Annotated in this window: 20 protein-coding genes; 15 read left to right on the forward strand and 5 right to left on the reverse strand. The window is 44.1% G+C overall.

Annotated features, from left to right (window positions below; translation table 11 throughout):
- Positions 1 to 2: 2 nt before the first annotated feature.
- On the reverse strand, positions 3 to 875 hold the full coding sequence (locus FTO68_RS02305; RefSeq protein ID WP_255331747.1) for a transglutaminase domain-containing protein: 873 nt from the start codon (positions 873 to 875) through the stop codon (positions 3 to 5).
- A 456-nt stretch (positions 876 to 1,331) separates the two neighbouring features.
- On the reverse strand, positions 1,332 to 2,141 hold the full coding sequence (locus FTO68_RS02310) for a helix-turn-helix domain-containing protein (protein ID WP_255331748.1): 810 nt from the start codon (positions 2,139 to 2,141) through the stop codon (positions 1,332 to 1,334).
- A 100-nt stretch (positions 2,142 to 2,241) separates the two neighbouring features.
- Here FTO68_RS02310 and FTO68_RS02315 point away from each other — a divergent pair, with 100 nt between their 5' ends.
- The gene (locus tag FTO68_RS02315; protein ID WP_255331749.1) at positions 2,242 to 3,075 is read left to right on the forward strand and encodes a viperin family antiviral radical SAM protein; all 834 of its coding nucleotides are present in this window, start codon (positions 2,242 to 2,244) and stop codon (positions 3,073 to 3,075) included.
- 56 nt (positions 3,076 to 3,131) lie between these two features.
- Positions 3,132 to 3,875 carry a radical SAM protein gene (locus FTO68_RS02320; protein WP_255331750.1) on the forward strand — a complete coding sequence of 248 codons (744 nt, stop codon included), beginning with the start codon at positions 3,132 to 3,134 and terminating at the stop codon, positions 3,873 to 3,875.
- 10 nt (positions 3,876 to 3,885) lie between these two features.
- Here FTO68_RS02320 and FTO68_RS02325 read toward each other — a convergent pair whose 3' ends face one another.
- Together FTO68_RS02325 and FTO68_RS02330 are read right to left on the reverse strand one after the other, a co-directional pair.
- Positions 3,886 to 5,016: a HEPN domain-containing protein gene (locus tag FTO68_RS02325; RefSeq protein WP_255331751.1), complete on the reverse strand. Its 1,131-nt coding sequence runs from the start codon at positions 5,014 to 5,016 to the stop codon at positions 3,886 to 3,888.
- A 196-nt stretch (positions 5,017 to 5,212) separates the two neighbouring features.
- Positions 5,213 to 5,905, reverse strand: coding sequence for a nucleotidyltransferase domain-containing protein (locus FTO68_RS02330; RefSeq protein ID WP_255331752.1), 693 nt, complete (start codon positions 5,903 to 5,905; stop codon positions 5,213 to 5,215).
- Between the two features lie 202 nt (positions 5,906 to 6,107).
- Between FTO68_RS02330 and FTO68_RS02335 the strand changes: the two genes are divergently transcribed.
- From FTO68_RS02335 to FTO68_RS02395, 13 genes are all read left to right on the forward strand, one after another.
- Positions 6,108 to 7,850, forward strand: a complete 1,743-nt coding sequence (locus FTO68_RS02335) for an AIPR family protein (RefSeq protein ID WP_255331753.1) — start codon at positions 6,108 to 6,110, stop codon at positions 7,848 to 7,850.
- Positions 7,851 to 8,014: 164 nt separating this feature from the next.
- The gene (locus tag FTO68_RS02340; protein WP_255331754.1) at positions 8,015 to 9,481 is read left to right on the forward strand and encodes an AAA family ATPase; all 1,467 of its coding nucleotides are present in this window, start codon (positions 8,015 to 8,017) and stop codon (positions 9,479 to 9,481) included.
- Positions 9,482 to 9,746: 265 nt separating this feature from the next.
- Entirely contained in the window at positions 9,747 to 10,448 is a 702-nt protein-coding gene (locus FTO68_RS02345; RefSeq protein ID WP_255331755.1) for a ribonuclease III family protein, read from the forward strand.
- Between the two features lie 211 nt (positions 10,449 to 10,659).
- Positions 10,660 to 13,104, forward strand: coding sequence for a type I restriction-modification system subunit M (locus FTO68_RS02350; protein WP_255331756.1), 2,445 nt, complete (start codon positions 10,660 to 10,662; stop codon positions 13,102 to 13,104).
- Between the two features lie 36 nt (positions 13,105 to 13,140).
- Positions 13,141 to 15,078 (forward strand): RNA/DNA-binding domain-containing protein, encoded by a 1,938-nt coding sequence (locus FTO68_RS02355; protein WP_255331757.1) that lies wholly within the window; start codon positions 13,141 to 13,143, stop codon positions 15,076 to 15,078.
- Positions 15,065 to 15,505 (forward strand): hypothetical protein, encoded by a 441-nt coding sequence (locus tag FTO68_RS02360; protein ID WP_255331758.1) that lies wholly within the window; start codon positions 15,065 to 15,067, stop codon positions 15,503 to 15,505. The genes FTO68_RS02355 and FTO68_RS02360 overlap by 14 nt, the downstream gene beginning before the upstream one ends.
- Positions 15,502 to 16,788: a restriction endonuclease subunit S gene (locus FTO68_RS02365; RefSeq protein ID WP_255331759.1), complete on the forward strand. Its 1,287-nt coding sequence runs from the start codon at positions 15,502 to 15,504 to the stop codon at positions 16,786 to 16,788. The genes FTO68_RS02360 and FTO68_RS02365 overlap by 4 nt, the downstream gene beginning before the upstream one ends.
- Positions 16,781 to 17,317, forward strand: a complete 537-nt coding sequence (locus FTO68_RS02370; protein ID WP_255331760.1) for a KwaA family protein — start codon at positions 16,781 to 16,783, stop codon at positions 17,315 to 17,317. Before FTO68_RS02365 ends, FTO68_RS02370 begins: the two co-directional genes overlap by 8 nt.
- On the forward strand, positions 17,310 to 18,194 hold the full coding sequence (locus tag FTO68_RS02375) for a hypothetical protein (RefSeq protein WP_255331761.1): 885 nt from the start codon (positions 17,310 to 17,312) through the stop codon (positions 18,192 to 18,194). The genes FTO68_RS02370 and FTO68_RS02375 overlap by 8 nt, the downstream gene beginning before the upstream one ends.
- A gap of 6 nt (positions 18,195 to 18,200) precedes the next feature.
- Positions 18,201 to 18,374 (forward strand): hypothetical protein, encoded by a 174-nt coding sequence (locus FTO68_RS02380; protein WP_255331762.1) that lies wholly within the window; start codon positions 18,201 to 18,203, stop codon positions 18,372 to 18,374.
- The gene (locus FTO68_RS02385) at positions 18,371 to 19,051 is read left to right on the forward strand and encodes a Fic family protein (protein WP_255331763.1); all 681 of its coding nucleotides are present in this window, start codon (positions 18,371 to 18,373) and stop codon (positions 19,049 to 19,051) included. Before FTO68_RS02380 ends, FTO68_RS02385 begins: the two co-directional genes overlap by 4 nt.
- Before the next feature lie 3 nt (positions 19,052 to 19,054).
- On the forward strand, positions 19,055 to 22,207 hold the full coding sequence (locus FTO68_RS02390; RefSeq protein ID WP_255331764.1) for a type I restriction endonuclease subunit R: 3,153 nt from the start codon (positions 19,055 to 19,057) through the stop codon (positions 22,205 to 22,207).
- The gene (locus FTO68_RS02395; protein WP_255331765.1) at positions 22,197 to 22,925 is read left to right on the forward strand and encodes a M48 family metallopeptidase; all 729 of its coding nucleotides are present in this window, start codon (positions 22,197 to 22,199) and stop codon (positions 22,923 to 22,925) included. Before FTO68_RS02390 ends, FTO68_RS02395 begins: the two co-directional genes overlap by 11 nt.
- 172 nt (positions 22,926 to 23,097) lie before the next feature.
- On the opposite strand, the gene FTO68_RS02400 is transcribed toward FTO68_RS02395, so the two are convergent.
- Positions 23,098 to 23,253, reverse strand: a complete 156-nt coding sequence (locus tag FTO68_RS02400) for a hypothetical protein (RefSeq protein WP_255331766.1) — start codon at positions 23,251 to 23,253, stop codon at positions 23,098 to 23,100.
- Between the last annotated feature and the right edge of the window lie 14 nt (positions 23,254 to 23,267).

Genomic DNA, 23,267 nt, shown 5'->3' on the forward strand with positions numbered 1-23,267 from the left:
TTTTAGGAAGATTGTTTGTTTACTAGTTTGATGATCTCGGTTGAATTTGGAATCGATATCCCCTCAAATTTCTTCTGATTGATAGATTTGATAATTATTCTCGTCTCTTTTTTGAGTTGCGGGTAACGTTCGATTACCTTTTCTCTAGTGTTAGCATCAACAATACTACGGATTTGATTTGCAGAAAAAATGGAATACTGCTCAGGTTTTCCAAACCATGTATTGTTATATCCCTCTACTTTCATTATATGGTAAATATAATAATTAGTTGGATCAAAAAAATACCATTGAGCATCTACTTCAACCTCTACCCAGGCATGATTATTTTCAGTTAATGTAGCTCTTATGGGTCTTGTATTATAACCTGATTTATTCGCGACATCTTCAAATAAAACTGCAAGTTCTCCACAACCACCCATTTTATAATAAGCAATCCATTGTGGATTATTCGCATATTTACTGGGTATGCAAAAAACTAGAGAGATAAATGAATGCACTTCTGGCCGTATTTTACCATATGAATCGTATAAATAACGATTAATTGGATAGTCCAAATATTTTGTTGTATAATTTGGATTGAAGTACTTCTCTTCAAAAAGGAAGTAGGTAAAATTTTGGGATACCCATTCTGCTATTGCCTCTAACTTTTCGGTATCATTATCAATAGTGTCGGTTTTGTTCAAAATAAAGGATATTTCACGCTCACCAATTGGATGAATTTGATTGTCATATTGAATAGAAAAGTAAGAGTCAAGCTGTTCAGTAGATTGATTAAAATGAATATAATGGATGGTGTATAATAAACTAAAGAACAGTATTAATAAAAAAGCTGTAGTGAGCCAATCTTTTCTATTCTTGGAGTTCTTCTTTGACATTTTATTCATTAATTATAATTTGTGTATTTTCTAATACTCCTGATATTAAACAGCGAGTAATTGTCAATAACAATTATTTTAGAATTAATGTTATTTATATATAAAACTCTGCCCTAGATGTGCGGCAGCTGATGTGAGGAGGATTTGTGAGAGAAAGTTAGATGGATTATTGGGGTAAATATCCCTATATTGCCATTGTTTGACTAAAAAAAATTCCAATCATGAATAGCATCAATTAAAAAGAAGAGATATAGGGGAAATTACTTCCCCTTTTTTGCCGCTGAGGACGTTGAACGGGATTTAAAGCCCTGATTTGTCCCACTGCGATCTGCTGCCGACTGAATTCGTCTGGCCGCACCAGATGTCATTGGTGACTTCTTGGTCATGTCATACCTCCTAATGTTTGTAAACATACCTCGCAGTGAAAAGATATAGTAAAAATTGGAAATTGTTTCCCTAATTATCAACATTTGTGATGGGCAGTGACCGACCTTCTGAGCAAAGTATTGACAATGCGAATATTCCATCCTGCGTAAGACGATATTCTTTCTCTCTTTTATTATTCGGACGCTGGCGTTCTTCAACAAGTTCCCACTCTATCAATGGGCTGAGAATCTTTGTGATTGTTCCACGATGCGGAGTTCTCTCTTGTTTTTTATCGTCTTTAAATCTGATCGTTGTGTATGTTGATATCATCTCTTTAGCAAAGGCTTTTCCAGGCATCCATTTATTCTTGTTATTTGTATTCATTTTTAGACCCATATAATCTCCAAGAATTACCAGAGCTTGCACATAATTTGGATTTTTTCTGATATCTCTGAGATACATTTTCGGTATAGAAAAGTGTTTGATACTCTCTTCTTCAGGTGTGAGATATACCTCGCCATCCAGCCAAATAGCCATGACAAATAGGGAGAGAGAAAGTTGCTTTGTTCCTCCACTCAGGTTAAACGAAAGACGCAAATTTTCGGGATTATAATGGGTGATTAACTCTAGAATTGCATTCCGAACGGATATTAGGGAAGTATCCTCAATTTTGACCTCAGAGAATGTAACAGCGATGGTTTTACACTGGACTTTGACCTTGCTGATAGATTCCTGGATTTTTGGCTTTGTTTTTTTAAGATATAAAGAATCATCAATTTTTTCTGAATAGATGTCCTTCTCAACTACAACAGCAACATGAGTGATTCGTTCAAGATTCTTTAATGCTGTAGGAAATGTTCCATGAATGCTCTCACCAGCGCTGATAATATGAAGATGCATGATATCATTGAAATATTCGAGCCCTATCAAATTTAATGTTTCCATTATAGAGAAACAATTTCCAATAATTTGGATATACAAATCACTCATACCCTATTATATGGCACAACCATCTGCTATTCGGTCAGTGAACTGGCACCTGATTTCTGCATGTAATTACTCATGCAGGTTCTGTTTTGCACAGAATCTTGGTGAAAAACCAGTAAATTATGCTGAGGGTTGCCGGATTCTAACCAGACTAGCTGATGCTGGCATGGAGAAGATCAATTTTGCAGGGGGTGAACCACTTCTTCATCCCCATCTGTTTGATTACTGCCATTTTGCGAAAGACCTCGGAATGACAGTATCTATCACAACGAATGGATCACGGCTGAATGCTAACATGATTCAAAATCAAAGAGACAATATCGACTGGATAGCTCTTTCAGTCGATTCTGCATCAGAACAAACAGAGAAAAAACTTGGAAGAGGTAATGGAAACCATGTCAGTCATTGTATAGCTATTTCAGATGCTATCAAGGAACAGGGCATCAAACTGAAGATTAATACCACCGTCACTGCACTTTCATGGAAGGATGATATGACAGATTTTATCCAACGAACGTACCCGGATCGCTGGAAGGTTCTTCAGATGCTTCATATTCAAGGAGAGAATGATGATGCAGTCGCCGATCTCTCGATAAAAGATGAAGAGTTTCAATTTTTTATCGATAAGCATAAATCAATTTTCCTTCATGATGGCCATAAGCCGGTTTTTGAATCTGCTCATATGATCGAAAGCTCATACTTTATGCTCACTCCTTCAGGACATGTAAAAACTGATGATGGGCAGATAATTCGGAAGCATTCTTTAGATGATGTCCTCAGTTTTGGAGTTTCTGCATATGTAAATGAACAGCAGTATCTTGGAAGAGGTGGACTATATGAGTGGTAAATACAAAGAATAAATCAACTATTTTTATCACATAAAAATACTTTATAGGTCTTATTATGCATCCTGGATATGGTTGTCTTTATTCCTCTCATGTTGCAGAAGTATCAATAATATCATCAAATTCGCATCAATCGACCTTCTGTAGAACAAACGACATAAATAAAAAAAATATTGCAGAAAAAGACGAGGTTTTTCAATTAGTTAAAAAAATTAAAAAAATGGGTTACAGAAGAATAATTTTTTCAGGAAGTGATCCTGCGTATCATCCAAACTTACTTGAGTTCTGTAAAAATGCATGGACGAATAATCTAACTGTTGCCATTGCCACAAATGGATCTATTCTAAATCCTGATATGCTTGAACCATTTGAACAATATATTAGCTGGCTAATCCTTCCTTTGTATGTGCATTCATATATTAATATAAAAACTAACATATTGTGTGAAAGATCACATATTAATCATCTCATTGCCCTACAGGAAAAGATGACTGAAACTGAAATCGGATTTCACCTCTATTCACTGATAAACCAATTCAATACTAAAAATCCGATAAGTCCAATCTTACAAAAATTAAACCCAGATCTTTTAACTTATATTTTGCATTATCATGGAGAAAAAAGAGAGACAATTAGTGGTAATTATCTATTGTCGAAAAAACAGGTTGAGGTTTTTTCATATCGCAATCAGGAAATCCGCCTTTTAAATGGTTTACGACCAACTATATTCTTTTCGGATGAAGTAAACCAATTATATCAGTCATTTTATCCAATTAAATGGAGGGCATTAATTGATTCGTAATTGACAATAATCATGCGATATCATCAAATTGTAATGAACCATTCTTTTGAAATTCGCTCATTTCTTCGAGAAAAGTTTCCAAATATCGGATTGTCAATTCTGTGTGATGTGCAATTTGTGGGAATAATGTAATTAATGGATTTTCGACAGAATAGAAATCATTTGGATTAAATGATCCCCCATTTTTTGGATACCTACTAAGGGTTGCATGTCTGGAAATTGGAATTGTCAGGTTTAAAAGACGTATTATAAGAGCTTGATCGAGCATATTCAAAGCTAAACCGGATAAAAAAACCTCAGGTATTTTTTTTTGAGCTATATATTTCATTTGTTCCTGTTCAAAATCACTCAGATCCTGAAAACCTTGAGTAAAATTATCTATATCTGTCAATATTCGATCGTTGTTATCAGGATGTTCAGATGTGCATATTATATTATTGATCATTTCATTTTTTGTATTTTGTATAATAAAATCCTTCATCTTCTCTGGACTTGAAATTAAGGCGAAATACTGTTTCATAAACTCTTTGAATCCGGGCATTGCATCTTTTGCTGATCTTAAAACAACGTTCCAATCAATAACACACTGATCAAGTACAGTCAGATACTCATTTATTTCTTCAATTGACAACGAATATTTCTTTGTCACCTCTTTTTGACGCATTAATTCCAATCGAAAAAACTCTAAATCTTCGATGGTTTTTCTCAAATTATCTTCATGTCCTGCAAAATAGTATAGATTTTGTTTACTATTTTCAATAAAATAATTGTTGTGTGTATTCCAATGTTCAAGAGCCGTTGTATGAATTATATCAAAAATACATGTAAGATCATGGGAAAGTAAGCGGGATGCTTCCTCATCAATATATCCATTGAAAAGTGCATATGCTTTTGTTGTTTTTTCAATTGATTGTTGGAGATTAAAAATGGCCTGAGGGTATATCTCAACCAAAAAAACTGCTTGAGCTGCTTTAAGATCATTTGAGGCTGTCTGAAGGTAATTGTTTACGAGTGGATTATTAGAAAAAGCTGAGTTTTGAACTCTATTTGTATCAAGGTGAAGTTTTTTAAGATATTCTTTAGCTTTTTGGCAATTGGTTTTCCTTACAAAGAATCCAGTGTTTTTTTTCGAGCGACCCACTAATTAGTCACCAACCCACAATATAAATAATATCTACCCGCTATTACGTTTTTCCTTTTCATGTCATTATTCCTCCCTTGGACACATTTACCCGGTAAATTTCGCAATCGCCTTGATGACTCGATGGATGTGATCACCCTCCCTTTCGCCGATTCATCCTTCCTGATCAGCCCTTTTGCGAGGCACTCCTCAAATTTCATAACTCTGCCCCAAAGAGAAGTATGTGGTTTTCAAGAACGCTTTTTACAAAAGGGTCGCCTTCTTTCTTCTTCCTTTCAAATCTGTGCCAGGGAATGACGGTGAGCTGTATTGGTTTTCCAATTTTCTCCTGAATACTGAGGATCTTATCCTTATCCACCTGGTCGGCTTCACCAATGATCAGGATATCCAGATCACTCTTATCATTGAAGGTGCCTGATGCAGCACTCCCGTACAGTGCAACCGATAGTATATTCGGAGATCCCGGAAAGCCCTTGTGACCTGATACTGCATAGGTGGATTCAGCAGTCTCTGCTACAACATTTGTTTCTTTTCTTCCGGTGGTCTCTTCAGACATCTCCCCGGTACGATCTATACTATCCTCGGTACGATCTGTTCTATCTCTGGCTATCTCTTCGATACCGTATTCAATCAGCATAAAGAGTATGGCACACTTTTTCAATTCCTTTACAACTGGCTTTTCGTTCCTGAGGATGATCTGGTGGGCGGTTCCGATTTTCTCTATGGTTACAATCCCGGCCTTCTGGAATACATTGGCATATCGCAATACTGTTGATGGAGAGATGCCCAGTTCCCGGGCCAGCTCATTGATATGAAACCTGGAATCAGGATTCATCAGAAGCCATTGGAGGATTTTGTTACCGGCAAAGGTATTGAACTCAGGAATCATTCGATAGAGAGAATTATCGTTCTATGTATAAAATGGTTGTTCTATGGGTTGGATGGTAGGTTAGTTTGATGGAGTTGTCTGCCTACAGAAAGAAAGGTATGTTATCTTAATCTATAATTGGAAAGTAAGGTAAATACTCCGACATATTTCAAAATATTTTGATATAGATAACTATAAGTTACATAATCTCTTAAGGATTTATATGGCTAATATATTTCCTTCTGAAGCTGCATATCGAGAGAACCATGATCTAATTCGCAATTATACTAATAATTCCCGTCTATTATTTGCATTGCAAATAAAATATCAAATAGAGGATATTGACTCAGTAGCTGCTGAATGTTTAACAGATGGACCTGATGATAGGAAATGCGATATGGTATATATTAATATAGAAAATAAAACGGCAATAATCGCACAATCCTATGAAGGTCAGAATTATGGCTCTCATAGTGCACCTGGAAATAAAGCCACTGATTTGAATGGTGCAGTTTCTTGGATATTATCTTCAAATGAAGCCGAATTGCCAGAACGATTAATCCCGGCAACTAGAAGCTTAAAAACTGCTATTATAAATAATCATATTAAATATTTTTACATATGGTATGTACATAATTGTAATGAATCAGATCAAATAAAATCCGAGTTAAAGAATGTTGAGAGAACCGCAAAATCTCTTTTAGATCAATATTTTTTAGAAAACGATGTTCAGGTTATTTCATTAGAGATTGGCATTAATACTCTTGAAGAATGGTATCATGCACTAAATACACCCATTCTAGTTAATGACAATCTATTAATTGATATTAAGGGTGGTTATGAAATTAATACAGAATCTTGGAAAAGTTATATCACAGCTATTCCTGCTAAAATTCTATTTGAATTATATCAAAAACATAAAACGGATTTATTTTCAGCGAACATTCGGGATTATTTAGGCAGCAGAAATAGTGATAAAAATATAAATAGCAATATTAAATTTACGGCAATTTCTGATCCCGAAAATTTTTTTATTTATAATAATGGAATTACTGCACTTGTGAATAATTATACAATTTTATCCAATCATCAGATGCAGATATCCGGTGTGTCAATCTTAAACGGAGCACAAACCTCTGGATCAATAGGATCATTGGATACTTCCCCAGATGCGAATGTATTAGTTCCAACTCGTTTTGTTCATTGTACAAATCAAGACATTTTGATGAAAATTATTGAATATAATAATACTCAAAATAAAATTAAACCATCTGATTTTCGTAGCCATGATAGGATCCAAAAAAGGTTACGCGATGAATTTAAAGAAATTCCTAATACTGAATATAATGGTGGAAGGAGAGGTAGCTCGCAAGATATCATTCGAAGGCCTACAAATTTAATGCCATCTGATGCAGTGGCTCAATCATTAGCCTCCTTTCATGGAAATCCAACTGATGCTTATAATAAAAAATCTGCATTATGGGAAGATGATCTGAAATATAATGAGATATTTAATGACTCTACTAGTGCGAAACATATAGTGTTTGTTTATTCATTATTACGTTCAATTGAGAAATTTAAGTCATTATTAAAACAAAATGATCAGACAATAGGATTAAAGGAAATTGAAAAAGAAGAATTAAAATTCCTCCGAGAGCGTGGGTCAATACTCCTCCTTTTAGGAGCAATTGCCAGCAGTATTGAGGTTATTGTTGATAGACCTGTACCGAATAAATTTGCTCTGTCATTTAGTAGTGGCGTTTCTTATATAGATGGAATTAATTATTGGATGCCAATAGTTGAAGCAACGATACCTTATTGCGATGCGTTAAAACCGGCTGCAATTAGTAGCATTCAAAATAAGGATAAAGTTAATGATGCAATGAAATTATTTAGTAGACATGTTGCCTCCACAAAAGCTCAGAATCAAAAAATATTCTCATATTTCTCGACGAATATTGAATAGTAATAATTATTAAACATCATTTATTGAAGGTCTTTATAATGAAAAACATTGAATTATCAACGTCGGTCTAGAAATCCCCACTTTCGTATCCTCCCACTCCCCCCCCAATTCACTTTCACCATGCACGGTTCACCTCTTATTACTCCGACCGCGTTCTTTATGGTATGAATTCAGAAAGTAGTTCGCAGATTGTCTCACGTAACTTCACTTTTTCCGATAAGCCGCTCTTTCGGGACGCCGATATCCTCGAGTGCGATCACGTTCCCGACCAGGTTCTCTTCCGCGATGCCGAGCTCAAGGAGCTGGCATTCCTGATCAAACCGGGGCTCCGGGGCCAGCGGCCAGCCAACATCCTCTGCCGGGGGCTCCCCGCCACCGGGAAGACGACCTGTATCCAGCACCTCTTTGGCGAGATCCGGGATGTCTCAAATACCCTGATCCCGGTGTACGTGAACTGCCAGCAGAACAGATCAGCATTTGCTGTCTTCTCAACAATCTACCGGGAACTGGTCGGCCATGCTCCGCCCAGCTCCGGCATTCCGCTCCGGCGGCTGATGGATGCCGTCGCAAAGGCGCTTCAATCACGGAGAGAATCCGAGAGAACCGTCCTCCTGGTCTGCCTCGACGATATCCACCACCTGATTCATGAGGGAACCGATACCCAGATCCTCTCCTCACTTCTCAGGATCTATCTCGACTATCCCGGCTGCCGTGCTTCAGTTATTCTGGTCGAGAGCGATCTCGCACTCGATATCTCCCGCAGGCTGGATCGATCCGTTTTCTCCAGCCTCTGCATGGAAGAGGTCTTCTTTGCCCCCTATTCCGCCGCCCAGATCCGGGGCATCCTGCAGGAGAGAGCACGGCAGGCGGTCTATCCGTCAGTGATCTCCCCTGAGATCCTTGATCTCGTCACTGACATGACGGCATCAACAGTGACCGGCGATCTCAGGGTCGGGATCGATCTCCTGAAACGTTCCATTCTCAGGGCAGAGCGGGCGGGGCGGCCTGCTGTCACCGACGAGGATGTTGCCGCCGCCTACGGGGATGCCCGCCTCACCCACCTCCGGGGCCTCGTCTCGGTCCTCACTGAAAAAGAGCGGAGGCTCCTCTCGGTGATTGCCGGTATGGTAGAGGAGGGAGAAGAGGCTCGTGAGAAGGAGTATAGCAGGAAGGAGTATGGCGGGAAGGAGTATGGCGAGTGCGGGGAGCCGGTGCCCCCGACCTCAGGAAGGCTCTATTCCCGGCTCCTGGAGGTGATGGCAGCCGAGCAATCGGAAAAGCAGCAGCGAGCCATGGAGCAGCGAGCCGGGGGACAGCAAACCCGCGAACCGCAAGCCATGGAGCAGGGAGCCGGAGATCTGCGATCAGGGGATCAGCGACCAGTGGAACCGGCGGTATGTGCCGAGCCCGAGCCGGGATATGGGCGTGACAAAAGCCCTGAAGGAAAGGATGGCCGAAGGCAGGATCAGGTGCCAACCATCTCCTATACCTCCTTCCACGAGCAGCTCAGGTCGCTTGCCACCTATGCCCTCATCAGGATCTCGGTCCGGCAGGCGAAGGGGCGGACGAGCGAGATCACGCTCCGGTACCCGGCAGCTGATGTGAAGAGGATCTGTGAGGGGGTAGAATGAGGGTTCTATGGCACCCTTCCTATCATCTCTTTTAATTTCCGAAGTCCTTGCTCACCAACCGCCCCGAGAACGCCTGTTCAAGAATCGACTGCCGGAGCTGTTCGGTGTGCTCCTGTGCAGCAGTGACCCGGGCTTCGATCCGATCTGCGAATTGAAGGAGGGCATCGACCCGGCGGAGTCATACAAGCATGATATCGGCTCTTCTCAATGGCAAATATAAATATTTTAACCCAAAGATTAACTCGCTACAAGTACATCGGTTTCTATGGAAGAGTCACGTAAACAGCAGCTTCTTGATATCCTCAATGGTCCTTACTTCAGAATTGAGAAAACCACTGAAGAAGCCCTCGCTCTCTATGACACTGCACTCACACATAGTTCACTCGCTAATGAAATGAAACAGCAGGGGATGGAGTGTGAAGATTACGAGCGATTGGAATTCTTTGGGAACTACTTCCTGGATTTTGTCATTGCAGAGCACCTGTATTCTTCTACAAGCCATCCTGTAGGGGAGATGAAGAGGCGTTTAGAGGTGACAGAAAATTACAATCTGGCTCACATTGTTATGGAATATGATTTGGGGCTAGATGACGCCGTATTATTGTCAAAAGGAACAATACTGAAAGATTCAATTATTGCTGATACCTTTGAAGCCTTTATTGGAGCTATATATATCAACCTAGGTCTGGAAAAAGCCAGAGAAGTGATAATTCGGATATTTCCCACTGAAATAGAAAAGGTTTCCGGGGATAAAAACGCAAAAGGGTTACTTCAGGAATATTGTCTATCGCATAAAATGAGTAGACCGGAATATAGCTATGTGAAGTCTGGTCAGGATCATGCACCAACATGGACCGCTAGCGTCATGATTGGCAAAACGAAATGTGGTGAAGGTTCTGGCACAAAAAAGCAAAAAGCAGCAATTGATGCCGCACGTGAGGCGCTAAGGAAGCTGAATGCTGAGTGACCGATTCTAGATAATTCCATCACTATGAAATGTACGGAGCTGTAAGCGGCTTCGACCCGCCTCTCTTCAATCATTGAGCGAAACAGACCAAATCAGGTTCAGATACTTTTACAATTCTCCCCTCTCCTTTTGAATCACCGCATCAATTCCGAAACAATAATCCTGCCTCAAAAGAAGAGATCACCTATCTACTGATAACGACGGTCTCACCATGGCACTCAAAAAGACCCAACTCTATAGCTCACTCTGGCAGAGCTGCGATGAACTCCGTGGAGGGATGGATGCCTCGCAGTACAAGGATTACATCCTGACGCTCCTCTTCATGAAATATGTCTCTGATAAGAGCGAGCGCGATCGGAGTTCGGTTATCAAAGTCCCTGAAGGCGGAAGCTTTTCCGATATGGTCCGGCTGAAAGGGGACAAGGAGATCGGGGATAAGATCAACAAGATCATCGGCAAGCTCGCCGAAGCAAACGATCTCAAAGGCGTCATCGATCTCGCCGACTTCAATGACGAATCCAAACTCGGTACCGGCAAGGAGATGCAGGACCGGCTCTCAAAACTGATTGCGATCTTTGATTCGCTCGATTTCAGTGCCAATGGTGCCGAAGGAGACGATCTCCTCGGAGATGCCTACGAATACCTGATGCGGAACTTCGCAACTGAGTCCGGCAAGAGCAAAGGGCAGTTCTATACCCCGGCTGAGGTCTCACGGATCATTGCGAAGGTGGTTGGAATCGGCCCCGACACCCGCCAGGATCAGACGATCTATGATCCAACCTGCGGCTCCGGTTCACTGCTCCTGAAGGCGGCCGAGGAAGCCCCCCGTGGCATCTCAATCTATGGACAGGAGATGGATAATGCCACCTGGTCGCTTGCCCGAATGAATATGTTCCTCCACAACAACCCGACCCATGAAATATGGCGGGGAAACACCCTCTCCTCTCCTCACTACAAAAACAGCGACGGCGGCCTGAAGACCTTTGACTTTGCCGTCGCCAATCCGCCATTCTCATCAAAGGCATGGACAAGCGGCCTTAAACCTGAAGATGATGAGTTTGGCCGCTTCGATCTCGGGGTGCCACCATCAAAGAATGGCGATTATGCTTTCCTCCTCCACCTGATCAAGTCTCTGAAAAGCAGCGGGAAGGGGGCGATCATCCTCCCTCACGGCGTCCTCTTCCGGGGGAATAAGGAGGGCGACATCAGGAGAAACCTCATCAAACGGGGCCTGATCAAGGGGATCATCGGTCTGCCTGCAAACCTCTTCTATGGAACCGGCATCCCTGCCTGTATCATCGTTATCGATAAGGAGAACGCCCATGCGCGGACCGGCATCTTCATGATCGATGCCTCAAAGGGCTATGCAAAGGACGGGAACAAGAACCGGCTCCGGTCGCAGGATATCCATAAGATTGTGGATGTTTTCAACCATCAGATTGATCTTCCCGGCTACTCCCGGATGGTGCCGGTTGCAGAGATTGCCGATCCGGCAAACGATTACAATCTGAATATCCCCCGCTATATCGATGCAAGTGATCCGGAGGATCTCCATGATCTTAATGCTCATATGAACGGCGGCATCCCAAACCGCGATATCGATGCCCTGGAGGAGTACTGGGCAGTATTCCCCTCGCTCAGGAATGAACTCTTCAAGGGCAATGGGAGACCCGGGTACTCTGAGCCGAAGATCGAAGCCCGCGAGGTGAGGGGGGTGATCCTCGTTCATCCTGAGTTTAAGGGGTATGCATCCCGGATTGCGGAGATCTTCAGGGAATGGCGTTCCTCTGATGAGCCTCTGCTGAACGGCCTTTCACCTGAGCATAAGACGAAAGAGGTGATCCATACCCTCTCAGAAGATCTCCTGAAGCGGTATGCCAACCTCCCGCTCCTTAGCAGGTATGATGTCTATCAGCGGCTGATGGATTACTGGGCTGAGGTGATGCAGGATGATGTCGGGATGATCATCGCCGATGGATGGGTGGAGGCAGCACGGCCTCGTGGGATCATCGAGGATAAGGAGCGGAAGATCAAGGAGACGCCGGATCTGGTCGTCAACCGGAATAAGTTCAAGATGGATCTTGTTTCTCCGAATCTGATTGTATCACGATATTTCACCGATGAGCAGGAGAGAATCGACCATCTTCGGATGGAGCAGGAGCAAGCTGCCCGTGAGCTTGAGGAGTTCATCGAGGAGAACACCGGCGAGGAGGGGCTTCTTGAGGATGCAAAGGGCGAGAGCGGGAAGATCACAAAAGGCGATCTCAGCCAAAAGCTCAAAGAGATCGGCCGTGATCCCGAGGATGCCGATGAACGCGATGCCCTGAAACGTTGCCTTGCCCTGATGGATGCAGAATCAGATGCGACGAAGGCGGTCAAAACGGCCCAGGCGAAGCTTGATGCAGCGGTGCTCGCCATGTACCCGAAACTCAACGAGGATGCGATCAAGGTACTCGTCATTAACGACAAGTGGTTCGCCTCCATCTGTTCAGCCATCGAGGGTGAAGTCCAGCAGGCGACCCAGCGGCTCGCAAGCCGTGTAAAGGAGCTGGACGAGCGGTATGCCCGCCCGCTGCCGGAGCTTGAGCATGAGGTGGAGGAGTATGCGGCAAAGGTCGAGGAGCATCTGAAGAGGATGGGGGTTGAGTGGGGATGAAAAAGAATATTTCTGGGCTGGATTCGATCATTGTAGGTGGTGCTGATCTTGAATACTGCACCTGAGGATTTCTTCGATCTGGAATCTCTCCAAGAGAGGTATGATGTTGAATTTAAAACAGCATTAGGGAGGAATAAGAAGGGACAGGTTCCGGATTCATTCTGGGAGACATATTCTGCAATGGCAAATACTGAAGGAGGATATATTCTCCTTGGTGCTGAAGAAAAAGAGAGCAAAGAAAATGGAAAACTGATAGCAATTCATGATTTACCAGAATATAAACAAGTAATTCAGGATATCTGGAATTCTCTAAATAACTCAAATAAGGTCAGTGTAAATCTTCTCCACAATAAGGATATACAACCAATTGAAATTCAAGGAAAAACCTGCATTCTTGTTCATATACCACAGGCATCCAGAAAACAGCGTCCGGTATATATTGGGACAAATCCACTCAACGGTACATATCAAAGACATAATGAAGGTGATTTCAAATGTCCCCCGGAACTTGTTAAACGAATGCTCGGAGAACAAACAAATGATACAAAAGACGCTGTTATTCTCGAAAATTTCGGGTTTAATGATATTGATAAAGAATCTTTTCGAGTATACCGCCAACATTTTTCGAATCGTAAACCTGATCATCCATTCAATGAATATGGCGACTTGGAATTTTTACGCCAGATTGGTGGATGGGCACGTGATCGGCATACTGAAAAGGAGGGGCTCACTCTTGCAGGATTGCTCATGTTTGGGAGGTTCCGTTCAATTCTTGATGCTGTTCCCAATTACATTGTAGATTATCAGGAACGGGAAGGTACAGAAACCCGGTGGATTGATCGAATCACACTTGATGGAACATGGTCTGGGTGTTTGTATGATTTCTACAGGTTTGTCATGAAAAAACTCTCAACAGACCTGAAAGTGCCTTTCAAACTTGCAGGAGATGAGAGAGTTGAGGAGACGCCGGTCATGGAAGCCCTCCGGGAAGCCCTCGTAAATACTCTCATCCATGCTGATTATTCAGGAAGTTGTTCGATTCTTGTAGTGAAACGCCCGGATCTATATGGATTCAGGAATCCAGGCTTGATGAGGATCCCAAAGCTTGAAGCGATTCGGGGTGGCGTGAGCGATTGTAGGAATAGGAATCTTCAAAAGATGTTTCAGCTCATCGGGCTTGGTGAACAGGCAGGCTCAGGATTTCCAAAGATTTACCGTAACTGGAAACTACAACAGTGGCGTGAACCGGTGCTCGAAGAACGATTCGAGAGCAATCAAACGGTATTAATTCTGAAGATGATCAGTTTGGTTCCAGAAGAGGCTATTGATGTTCTTAAAGATGAAATTGGAGTTGCATTCAATGATTTAAGGGAGATTGAAAAGCTTGCTCTTGTGACTGCCCACTGTGAGGAATGTGTGAATCATGGAAGGCTAAAACAGCTAACCAAAGAGCATTCTCATGACATCACTATTGCCTTCCATGGGCTTGTCGAAAAAGGACTCCTTTTAAGCGAAGGAAAGGGGAGAAACACCTTCTATTATCGACCCGGGCACCATCCAATGGGAAATGAAATGTTTGGGGCTGATGAGGTTTGTTCGAAGTTGAACTCCGAACATTTGACAGGGAGGTTCGAACATTTGACGGGGAGCTCCGAACATTTGGCTTCGAGCTCCGAACATTTGATATCCGAATCAATACAGGAAGATACATTGCGTGCGGTCGCTGAAAAAGTTAGTTCTAAGCGAAAAATGTCGAAAGAGGTTGTTGAGGCGACTATTCTTCAACTTTGCAATGATCGATATCTGACACTTGAAGAGCTAGCAGTTCTGTTGAAACGTAGCAAGGATTCACTCCGAAATCACTATATCAATCCAATGCTGGAAGATGGTAGGATTGAAGCGAAGTACAAGAATGTTCGCCATCATCCACTTCAGGGGTACAGGACCGCTCAGCAGCTTAATGAAGGAGCTTGAGGATGAGGATGGCATGATAAAAGAACAGAGAGAACGAAGCGACGTGCCCACAGCTCACTTACATAATGGTTATCCGGGAATGAAGGGCTTCTCATCAATTACTATGCCAATTACTCAGTTTTTTGTGATTTGGTATAAAATAACTCCTTATCTGCAACAGCTTGTTGCAGAAAGTCTACTCGAACATCCTCGTTCAAAGAAGCGAACCATACTCTCCGGTATTGCCTCAGGATACCGCCGCTCTATTGGAGCTGGGGCTATCCTGGAACAATGGACTTTGAGTATGAGCTGGTTGGATGAATGGTTTGCTGGCTTACCGGACGAAACAGGAAACGTGACCCCAGCGGTGGCACAATTGCGAGGAATGGCTAATGTGACACATCCGGTAATCAATCAACGTATTCTTGCCAAAGGGGGCGGAAGATGACCGATCAGGATGCTGTGCCGCCGGGATATAAGCGGACGGAGGTTGGTGTAATTCCAGAGGATTGGGTGACAAAAAATATTGGTTCTTTTGCGTATTGTACCGCAGGAGGGACACCCAGTACTCAAAGCAATGATTATTGGGGTGGAACGATCAGATGGATGAATTCAGGTGAATTAAATCTTAAAATAGTTCATGATGTTGAAGGGAGAATCACAAAAAATGGGCTAGATAATTCGAGTACAAAACTTATTCCCTCAAGGTGTGTCCTAATTGGACTTGCTGGGCAAGGAAAAACCCGTGGAACTGTCGCGATGAATATGGTGGAATTGTGTACTAATCAGTCTATTGCCGCTATATTGCCAAATTCATCTTATTATGTTAATTATCTATATTATAATCTCGATAATAGATATCATGAGTTGCGTTCAATGTCAACAGGTGATGGCGGTCGAGGCGGTCTTAACCTTCATATAATTCGTTCAATTGTTGTACCTTTCCCACCTCTCCCCGAACAACACGCCATCGCCGCCGCCCTCTCCGATGTTGATGGACTGATCGGGGCGCTGGATGCCCTCATCGCCAAGAAGCGGGATATGAAGCAGGCCGCCATGCAGCAGCTTCTTACAGGGAGGACGAGGCTGCCGGGGTTTGAGGGGGAGTGGCTTACAGTAAAGGTTGGAGCCTTAGGGACATTTACAAAAGGCAGGGGAATTAAAAGGGATGATGTGTCTGATACTGGCTTAGCTTGTATCAGATATGGGGAATTATATACGACATATAAAAACTATATTCGATCTCCTGTATCAAGGATACCACCTTCAGTAGCCTCCGACGCTTTGCAGATAAAACATGGAGATTTGCTCTTTGCGGGATCTGGAGAGACGGCTGAAGAGATTGGTCAATGTGCTGCTTACATTGGTCCTGAGCAAGCATATGCTGGGGGGGATATTATTGTTTTCACACCTGAGGGGATGAATCCAATATACCTTGGTCATTTAATGAATCATGAAAGTGTGACAATACAAAAAGCACGTATGGCTCAAGGCGATGCAATAGTTCATATAAGTACACGCAGTCTATCTCAAATTGAAGTCGAGCTACCTTCGATAGATGAGCAATTAGCAATAAGTAAGCTTCTTCTTGACATGGACGCCGAGATCACAGCCCTAGAACGCCGCCGGGATAAGGTGAAGGAGATCAAGCAGGGGATGATGCAGCAGCTCCTGACCGGGAAGATAAGATTGATAATGTCAAATCATCAAGGTTGTAAAGTTAATGTATAATAGACGGGCAAAATTTCTGTTAGTTTCCACGTCCTTATCTCCAATACTAGGCGCTATCGCTGTCAATCGGTTTTCTAATGATAAATTATGGATAAATTGGGTTCCATGGCTGATAGCTGCCATTTTATTAGTTTTTTTATGCTGGTTTTTACTTCAATATGCTGAGAGGAATCTGCAAACGTTTCCATTTACCGTTAAAGAGTTTGAAAATACTGATAAAGAGATGCTTGCTTTTTTACTTGCCTATTTCCTTCCCTTTATCTCCACAAGTAATATGGCTTTCATCGACGAATGGTTAACTGGGCTATACATTTTCGCAATTATTCTTTTGGTTATCACCCACGCTGAAGCTTTTCACTTTAATCCTGTTATGGGATTATTTGGTTATCATTTCTATGCAGTTAAGGATACAGAGGGTGTATCATCCCTTTTAATTAGTAAAGATAAGTTACGAAGACCCGGAACTGAGATCGAAGTAGTTCAGTTAGCATATAATATTAATTTACATGTTGGAGGTAGACATGCTTAAACAATTTCAACTTGCAGCTATCGTAAAAAAAGGTAATAATTTCGGACTTTTCAGAATTCCTCTTCACCAAGGATTACAGAATAAACTTGCTCATGTTTGGTTCAGTCAATATAATTCATTCTCAAGTAATATACGTGAAATTTCCTTCAATCCAGGCTATAATCCTGATGGAGATGAGCGTTTCCGCATTATGAATTATTGTCCGCCTGATTGGTTAAGAAATGTTAATTGTGAAACTATACGAAATTGTGAAGTCATAGGTAAAGATGATGTCATCATTTCATCGATAACAGGTATTGTTGGTTTTGCACGAAATGAGCAAGATAATGAATTGATGTTATTCCAAAATTTCAGTCGCTCACATGTAATTCGTCCAGGTCATTTTCTTTTTCTTGATAATGACACTTATAAAACTACAGAACGCCCCGGCCTCACACTTGGTACATCATTAAGTGCTGTTTATTTTACCGATGAAAGGAAACTGCTTTTCCGTAATCTTAGCAAAGTAAATTCCTTTTTATCTCTTGCTGATTATTATCAAGAAGCCTCTGAAGAAGAGATTCGAGAAATATTAAATCATCCGATATTTGCAGCTGAAGATCCCGACGCAATCGCAGTTGGATCAAACCAATGGTTCCGTAAAAGAATCGCAATGGTTAGAGATTCTGGGATTCTTGATCGTTATTCAGCTCAAGATATTTATCGTCATTCACAAGACTATGATGTCGAAATTAGACTTGAAGGTAATCGATTAATTTTTCCGAAAGAGCGTTCAGAGGCAAAGCGTTTACTACAATTTTTGAACGAGGAAATATTTCGTGGTGCAATAACTGAAACGTTATATGAAACAAATTCAAAGAAACAAGCTGATTCATGAGTTTTTATGCAATCAAACTCTATTATTTCAACTCTCAGTACAGTCACATTGGAGCGCCGCCGTGATAAGGCGAAGGAGATCAAGCAGGGGATGATGCAGCAGCTCCTGACCGGGAAGGTACGGCTGGTTGCCCCGGAGGGATCAGGTATCGGACAGAGTGGAGCAGAAGCACAACCATGACCGAAACAGAATCCATCGAGTACAAACAGTCCTGGCGGGACGAATATCTCAAATGGATCTGTGGGTTTGCCAATGCACAGGGTGGCAGGCTCGATATTGAAATGGATGATTCCGGTCTCTGGGTGGAGTTTCCATATAGATTGGAAGAGAGATCGGCGGGTACTAGGGAAGAAACTAGGGTGATAGCTAGGGAAGAAACTGGAGAGAGGATCACCACTTTTAACCTGACGCGGTATATCGAACGAATGGGAACCGGGACAAGGGACATGATCAGGCGGTGTGTGGATGCCGGGTTGCCAGAGCCTGAATTTGAGGTCACTGACGGGTTCATGACCACCATCAGGCGTAGTAAAACAGATGAAATCATTCCCCCGAAGAAGGCAGATCAAGTCACAGGTGAAGTCACAGGTGAAGTCACAGGTGAAGTCACAGGTGAAGTCACAGGTGAAGTCAGATCACTATTGGCAGTGATGAAGCAGGAATTATCACGCTCTGAACTCCAGAAAAATCTTGGATTAAAAAGTGAAGCAAATTTCCGCACATTGTATCTCAAACCTGCAACGGATGCTGGTCTCGTTGAGATGACAATCCCGGAGAAACCCACAAGCCGGCTGCAAAAATACCGCCTGACAAAGAAGGGCCGTGATCTGCTGGCCGCAATGAGGAAGGAGGAATGAGGTATGACAATGACAGGCGTCGGTGAGCGTGAGATACGGACACAGGGGCGGGTGATCGGCTTCTTTTCGGAAGCACTTGGCTATACCTACCTTGGTAATCTGAAGGATAGAACAGAGAACAGCAACATCGAAGAGAACCTGCTCAAAGACTGGCTTCTGCGGCAGGGGCATGATGATCGGATCATCGAAAAAGTCCTCTTTGAACTTGGGAAAGCAACGACTGTCGGGGGTGTTCGCTCCCTCTATGATGCAAACCGTGAATTCTACAGCCTTCTCAGGTACGGCGTGAAGGTAAGCCCCTCAATCGGAGAGCAGCATATCACCATCTGGCCAATCGACTGGAAAAACCCAGGAAAGAATGACTTTGCCATCGCAGAAGAGGTCACCATCGTCGGGGAGAACACCAAGCGCCCGGATATCGTCCTCTATGTCAATGGCATCGCCCTTTCGGTTCTGGAACTGAAACGCTCCACCGTCTCGGTGACAGAAGGCATCCGGCAGAATCTCGATAACCAGAAGAAAGAATTCATCCGGCCGTTCTATGCAACGATTCAACTGGTGATGGCAGGCAACGAGACCGAAGGGATGCGGTATGGCACCATCGAAACGCCGGAGAAGTACTATCTCCGGTGGAAAGAAGCCGATGCACACCCCGCTGCCGCCGACAATCCTCTCCTCCGGGAACTCGGCCAGCTCTGTAATAAAGAGCGCCTCCTTGAGCTTATTCATGATTTCATCGTCTTTGATGCCGGGACCAAGAAGACCTGCCGCCACAACCAGTACTTTGGGGTAAAAGCCGCACAGGAGCGGGTGAAGCAGCGTGAAGGCGGGATCATCTGGCATACTCAGGGGAGCGGGAAGAGCCTGACGATGGTCTGGCTTGCGAAATGGATTCGTGAGCATATCGAAAATGCCCGGGTTCTCCTGGTCACTGATAGAATTGAACTGGATGAACAGATCGAGGGCGTTTTCACCGGGGTCAGCGAGGCGATCTACCGGGCAAAGAGCGGATCAGATCTCGTCAAGCTCCTCAATACAAACGAAGAATGGCTGATCTGCTCGCTGATTCATAAATTCGGACGAGGCGAGGATCTAACCCGGCAGGATGTCGATGAATATATCCGGAATATACAGGCACACCTCCCCCAGAACTTCCGTGCAAAAGGGGAGATCTTCGTCTTCATCGATGAATGCCACCGGACGCAGTCGGGTGTGCTCCATGAGGCGGTCAAAGCCCTTCTCCCGAACGCGATGATGATTGGGTTCACCGGAACACCGCTTTTAAAGAAAGACAAGAAAAAGAGCATTGAGATCTTCGGCACGTACATTCACACCTACAAGTATGATGAGGCCGTTCGTGATGGAGTCGTCCTCGATCTCCGGTATGAGGCACGGGACATCGACCAGAATATTACCTCCCAGGAGAAGATCGACCAGTGGTTTGAGATTAAAACCAGAGGTCTCACCGACTTCGCACGGGCCGAACTCAAAAAACGCTGGGGCACGATGAAGAAGGTCCTCAGTTCGCAGGATCGACTCGAAAAGATCGTAGCCGACATTCTCCTCGATATGGAGACGAGGGATCGTCTGAGAAGCGGCCACGGAAATGCGATGCTTGTTTCGGGGAGCATCTACTCGGCATGCCGGTTCTTTGAGATGTTCCAGAAGACCGACCTCAAAGGAAAGTGTGCCATCATCACGTCGTACAAACCTTCACCTGCGGATATCAAGGGCGAAGAAACAGGCGAAGGGCTCACTGAGAAGCTGCTGCAATATGATGTCTATCGGAAGATGCTCGCCGATTTCTTTGATGAACCCGAAGATACGGCGATGTACAAAGTCGAGACTTTTGAGAAAGCGGTGAAGAAGCGGTTCATCGAAACCCCAGGGCAGATGAAGCTCTTAATCGTCGTTGACAAGCTGCTGACCGGCTTTGATGCGCCACCTGCAACCTACCTCTATATCGATAAGCAGATGCGGGATCATGGGCTCTTTCAGGCGATCTGCCGGGTGAACCGGCTGGATGGGGAGGATAAGGAGTACGGCCATATCATCGACTATAAAGATCTCTTCATGTCCCTTGAACGATCGATCAAAGACTATACCGGCGGAGCATTCGAGGATTTTGATAAGGATGATGTCAGCGGTCTCCTGAAAGATCGACTTGAAAAAGGGCGTGAAAGCCTTGAAGAGATACGTGAAGCGATCAAGGCACTCTGCGAGCCGGTTGAGCCGCCCAAGGCGAGCCGGGACTATATCCGGTACTTCTGTGGTTCAAGTGATGATCCCATTGCCCTGAAACGAACCGAGCCACTGCGTGTTGATCTCTATAAGCGGGTTGGAACATTTGTCAGAAGATACGCGGATCTTGCCGGGGAGATGCGTGAGGCAGGATATACCGATCAGGAGGCACGGACTATCAGAAGCGAAGTTGCGCATTACGAGAAAGTCCGTGAGGAGATCATGCGGGCAAGCGGGGATTATATCGACCTGAAACGGTATGAACCGGCGATGCGCCATCTCCTTGATACCTATATCCGGGCAGAGGAGAGCGAAGTGGTCTCAACATTTGATGATATGACGCTTGTGCAGCTGATCACGATCCGGGGAGAAGCAGCAATCGAGACACTTCCTGAAGATATCAGGAAGGATCAGGGGGCGGTTGCTGAGACGATCGAAAATAATGTCCGGAAGATCATCCTCGATGAGATGCCGGTCAATCCGAAGTACTATGAGAAGATGTCCGAGCTCCTAGACTCTCTGATCCATGAACGGAAGCAGCATGCACTGGACTACAGGATATATCTGAAAAGAATAGTCGAGCTTGCACGGAAGGTGAGCCAGCCTGAAAACGAGGTGTCCTACCCGTCAGCTCTCACCACTCCGGCACTCCGGGCTCTGTACGATAATCTTGTGACAGGCGAGAATCAGGCGATGAGCGAGATTGCGCCGTATGGTAACCGGAGGGCTGAAAACCCCCGTGCAGCGACAGCTCTTGCCCTTGACAAAGCCATCAGGGAGACAAAAAAAGCGGGATGGCGTGGGAACCTGTACAAAGAGCGGGAAGTGCAACGAGTCATCCGGCAGGTCCTCGGTGACGATGAACAGATGATCGAGCGAATCTTTGAGATAGTGAAGAATCAGCGTGACTACTGAGAAGCATCTGATCGAAGTCTCCGGGATACCTGTTGAGATCATCAGGAAGAAGATCAAGAACCTCCACCTTGGGGTTTATCCCCCTGAGGGACGGGTTCGGGTCTCCGCACCGCTCTTCCTTGATGATGAGGCGATACGTCTTGCCATCATCTCCCGCCTGAAGTGGATCAAAAAGCATCAGAGGAAGTTCCTTGAACAGGATCGGCAGTCCGAACGGGAGATGATCACCGGTGAGACCCACTTCTTCAGGGGCAGGCGCTACCGGCTGGATGTCATCGAAGCAGATCAGCCTCCACGGGTATGCCTGAGAGGAACTGCCACAATGGAGCTGCGAGTCCGGCCAGGAACCAACCGGGAGAGGCGGGAGGAGATCCTCTATGAATGGTACCGGGGGCAGCTCAAAGAGCAGATCCCACCGCTCATCACAAAATGGGAAGAGATAATTGGTGTTTCTGTCCAGGCATGGGGTGTCAAACGGATGAAGACACGTTGGGGTTCATGCAATGCAGATGCCCACCGGATCTGGCTGAATCTCGAACTTGTGAAGCGGCATCCGCTCTGCCTTGAGTACATCATCGTGCATGAGATGGTGCATCTCCTCGAAAGGCGGCATAATGAACGGTTCAGGGAACTGATGGACGGTTTCATGCCGGGATGGAGGCATCACAAGGAAGGGCTGAAGGAGGTTCCATTGACAGAGGAATACTGGGAGGAATGATCCCTGTCAATGGCGGATGGAATTTCTCGTGCCTCCTGAAATTATCATGCTATGTTTTCTTTTTCGATGCGCCCCACAATCCGGTTATCTGGCCTTTGTGTTCATAAGGGCTATTTTATATTCCATTTCTGCAACAGCTTGTTGCACAATTGCCGATTATCATATCAAAACATCACCTGCGTAAAAGAGCTTTGAGTGGTGTGAACGCGTTTGTCTTCCAAATGGCGTTCATATCGCCTTCTATCTTTTCCACATCCCACTCCACATCCCATTCAGTATCCAATTCTTCATCACTTTCTGATAATTGGAGAAACTGATCAGCCATCATGGAAATCAGGGAAT

Source organism: Methanocalculus taiwanensis (genome assembly GCF_024372745.1).
GTDB lineage: Archaea > Halobacteriota > Methanomicrobia > Methanomicrobiales > Methanocorpusculaceae > Methanocalculus > Methanocalculus taiwanensis.

Excerpts from the sequence above, each read along its gene's own strand:
- FTO68_RS02385 (WP_255331763.1), top strand. The coding sequence starts at position 18,371 with ATGACCGAAACAGAATCCATCGAGTACAAACAGTCCTGGCGGGACGAA.
- FTO68_RS02320 (WP_255331750.1), top strand. The coding sequence starts at position 3,132 with ATGCATCCTGGATATGGTTGTCTTTATTCCTCTCATGTTGCAGAAGTA.
- FTO68_RS02370 (WP_255331760.1), top strand. The coding sequence starts at position 16,781 with ATGTATAATAGACGGGCAAAATTTCTGTTAGTTTCCACGTCCTTATCT.
- FTO68_RS02340 (WP_255331754.1), top strand. The coding sequence starts at position 8,015 with ATGAATTCAGAAAGTAGTTCGCAGATTGTCTCACGTAACTTCACTTTT.
- FTO68_RS02305 (WP_255331747.1), bottom strand. The coding sequence starts at position 875 with ATGTCAAAGAAGAACTCCAAGAATAGAAAAGATTGGCTCACTACAGCT.
- FTO68_RS02375 (WP_255331761.1), top strand. The coding sequence starts at position 17,310 with ATGCTTAAACAATTTCAACTTGCAGCTATCGTAAAAAAAGGTAATAAT.
- FTO68_RS02350 (WP_255331756.1), top strand. The coding sequence starts at position 10,660 with ATGGCACTCAAAAAGACCCAACTCTATAGCTCACTCTGGCAGAGCTGC.
- FTO68_RS02365 (WP_255331759.1), top strand. The coding sequence starts at position 15,502 with ATGACCGATCAGGATGCTGTGCCGCCGGGATATAAGCGGACGGAGGTT.
- FTO68_RS02360 (WP_255331758.1), top strand. The coding sequence starts at position 15,065 with ATGAAGGAGCTTGAGGATGAGGATGGCATGATAAAAGAACAGAGAGAA.
- FTO68_RS02335 (WP_255331753.1), top strand. The coding sequence starts at position 6,108 with ATGGCTAATATATTTCCTTCTGAAGCTGCATATCGAGAGAACCATGAT.
- FTO68_RS02330 (WP_255331752.1), bottom strand. The coding sequence starts at position 5,905 with ATGATTCCTGAGTTCAATACCTTTGCCGGTAACAAAATCCTCCAATGG.
- FTO68_RS02400 (WP_255331766.1), bottom strand. The coding sequence starts at position 23,253 with ATGATGGCTGATCAGTTTCTCCAATTATCAGAAAGTGATGAAGAATTG.
- FTO68_RS02390 (WP_255331764.1), top strand. The coding sequence starts at position 19,055 with ATGACAATGACAGGCGTCGGTGAGCGTGAGATACGGACACAGGGGCGG.
- FTO68_RS02315 (WP_255331749.1), top strand. The coding sequence starts at position 2,242 with ATGGCACAACCATCTGCTATTCGGTCAGTGAACTGGCACCTGATTTCT.
- FTO68_RS02380 (WP_255331762.1), top strand. The coding sequence starts at position 18,201 with ATGCAATCAAACTCTATTATTTCAACTCTCAGTACAGTCACATTGGAG.
- FTO68_RS02310 (WP_255331748.1), bottom strand. The coding sequence starts at position 2,141 with ATGCATCTTCATATTATCAGCGCTGGTGAGAGCATTCATGGAACATTT.
- FTO68_RS02345 (WP_255331755.1), top strand. The coding sequence starts at position 9,747 with ATGGAAGAGTCACGTAAACAGCAGCTTCTTGATATCCTCAATGGTCCT.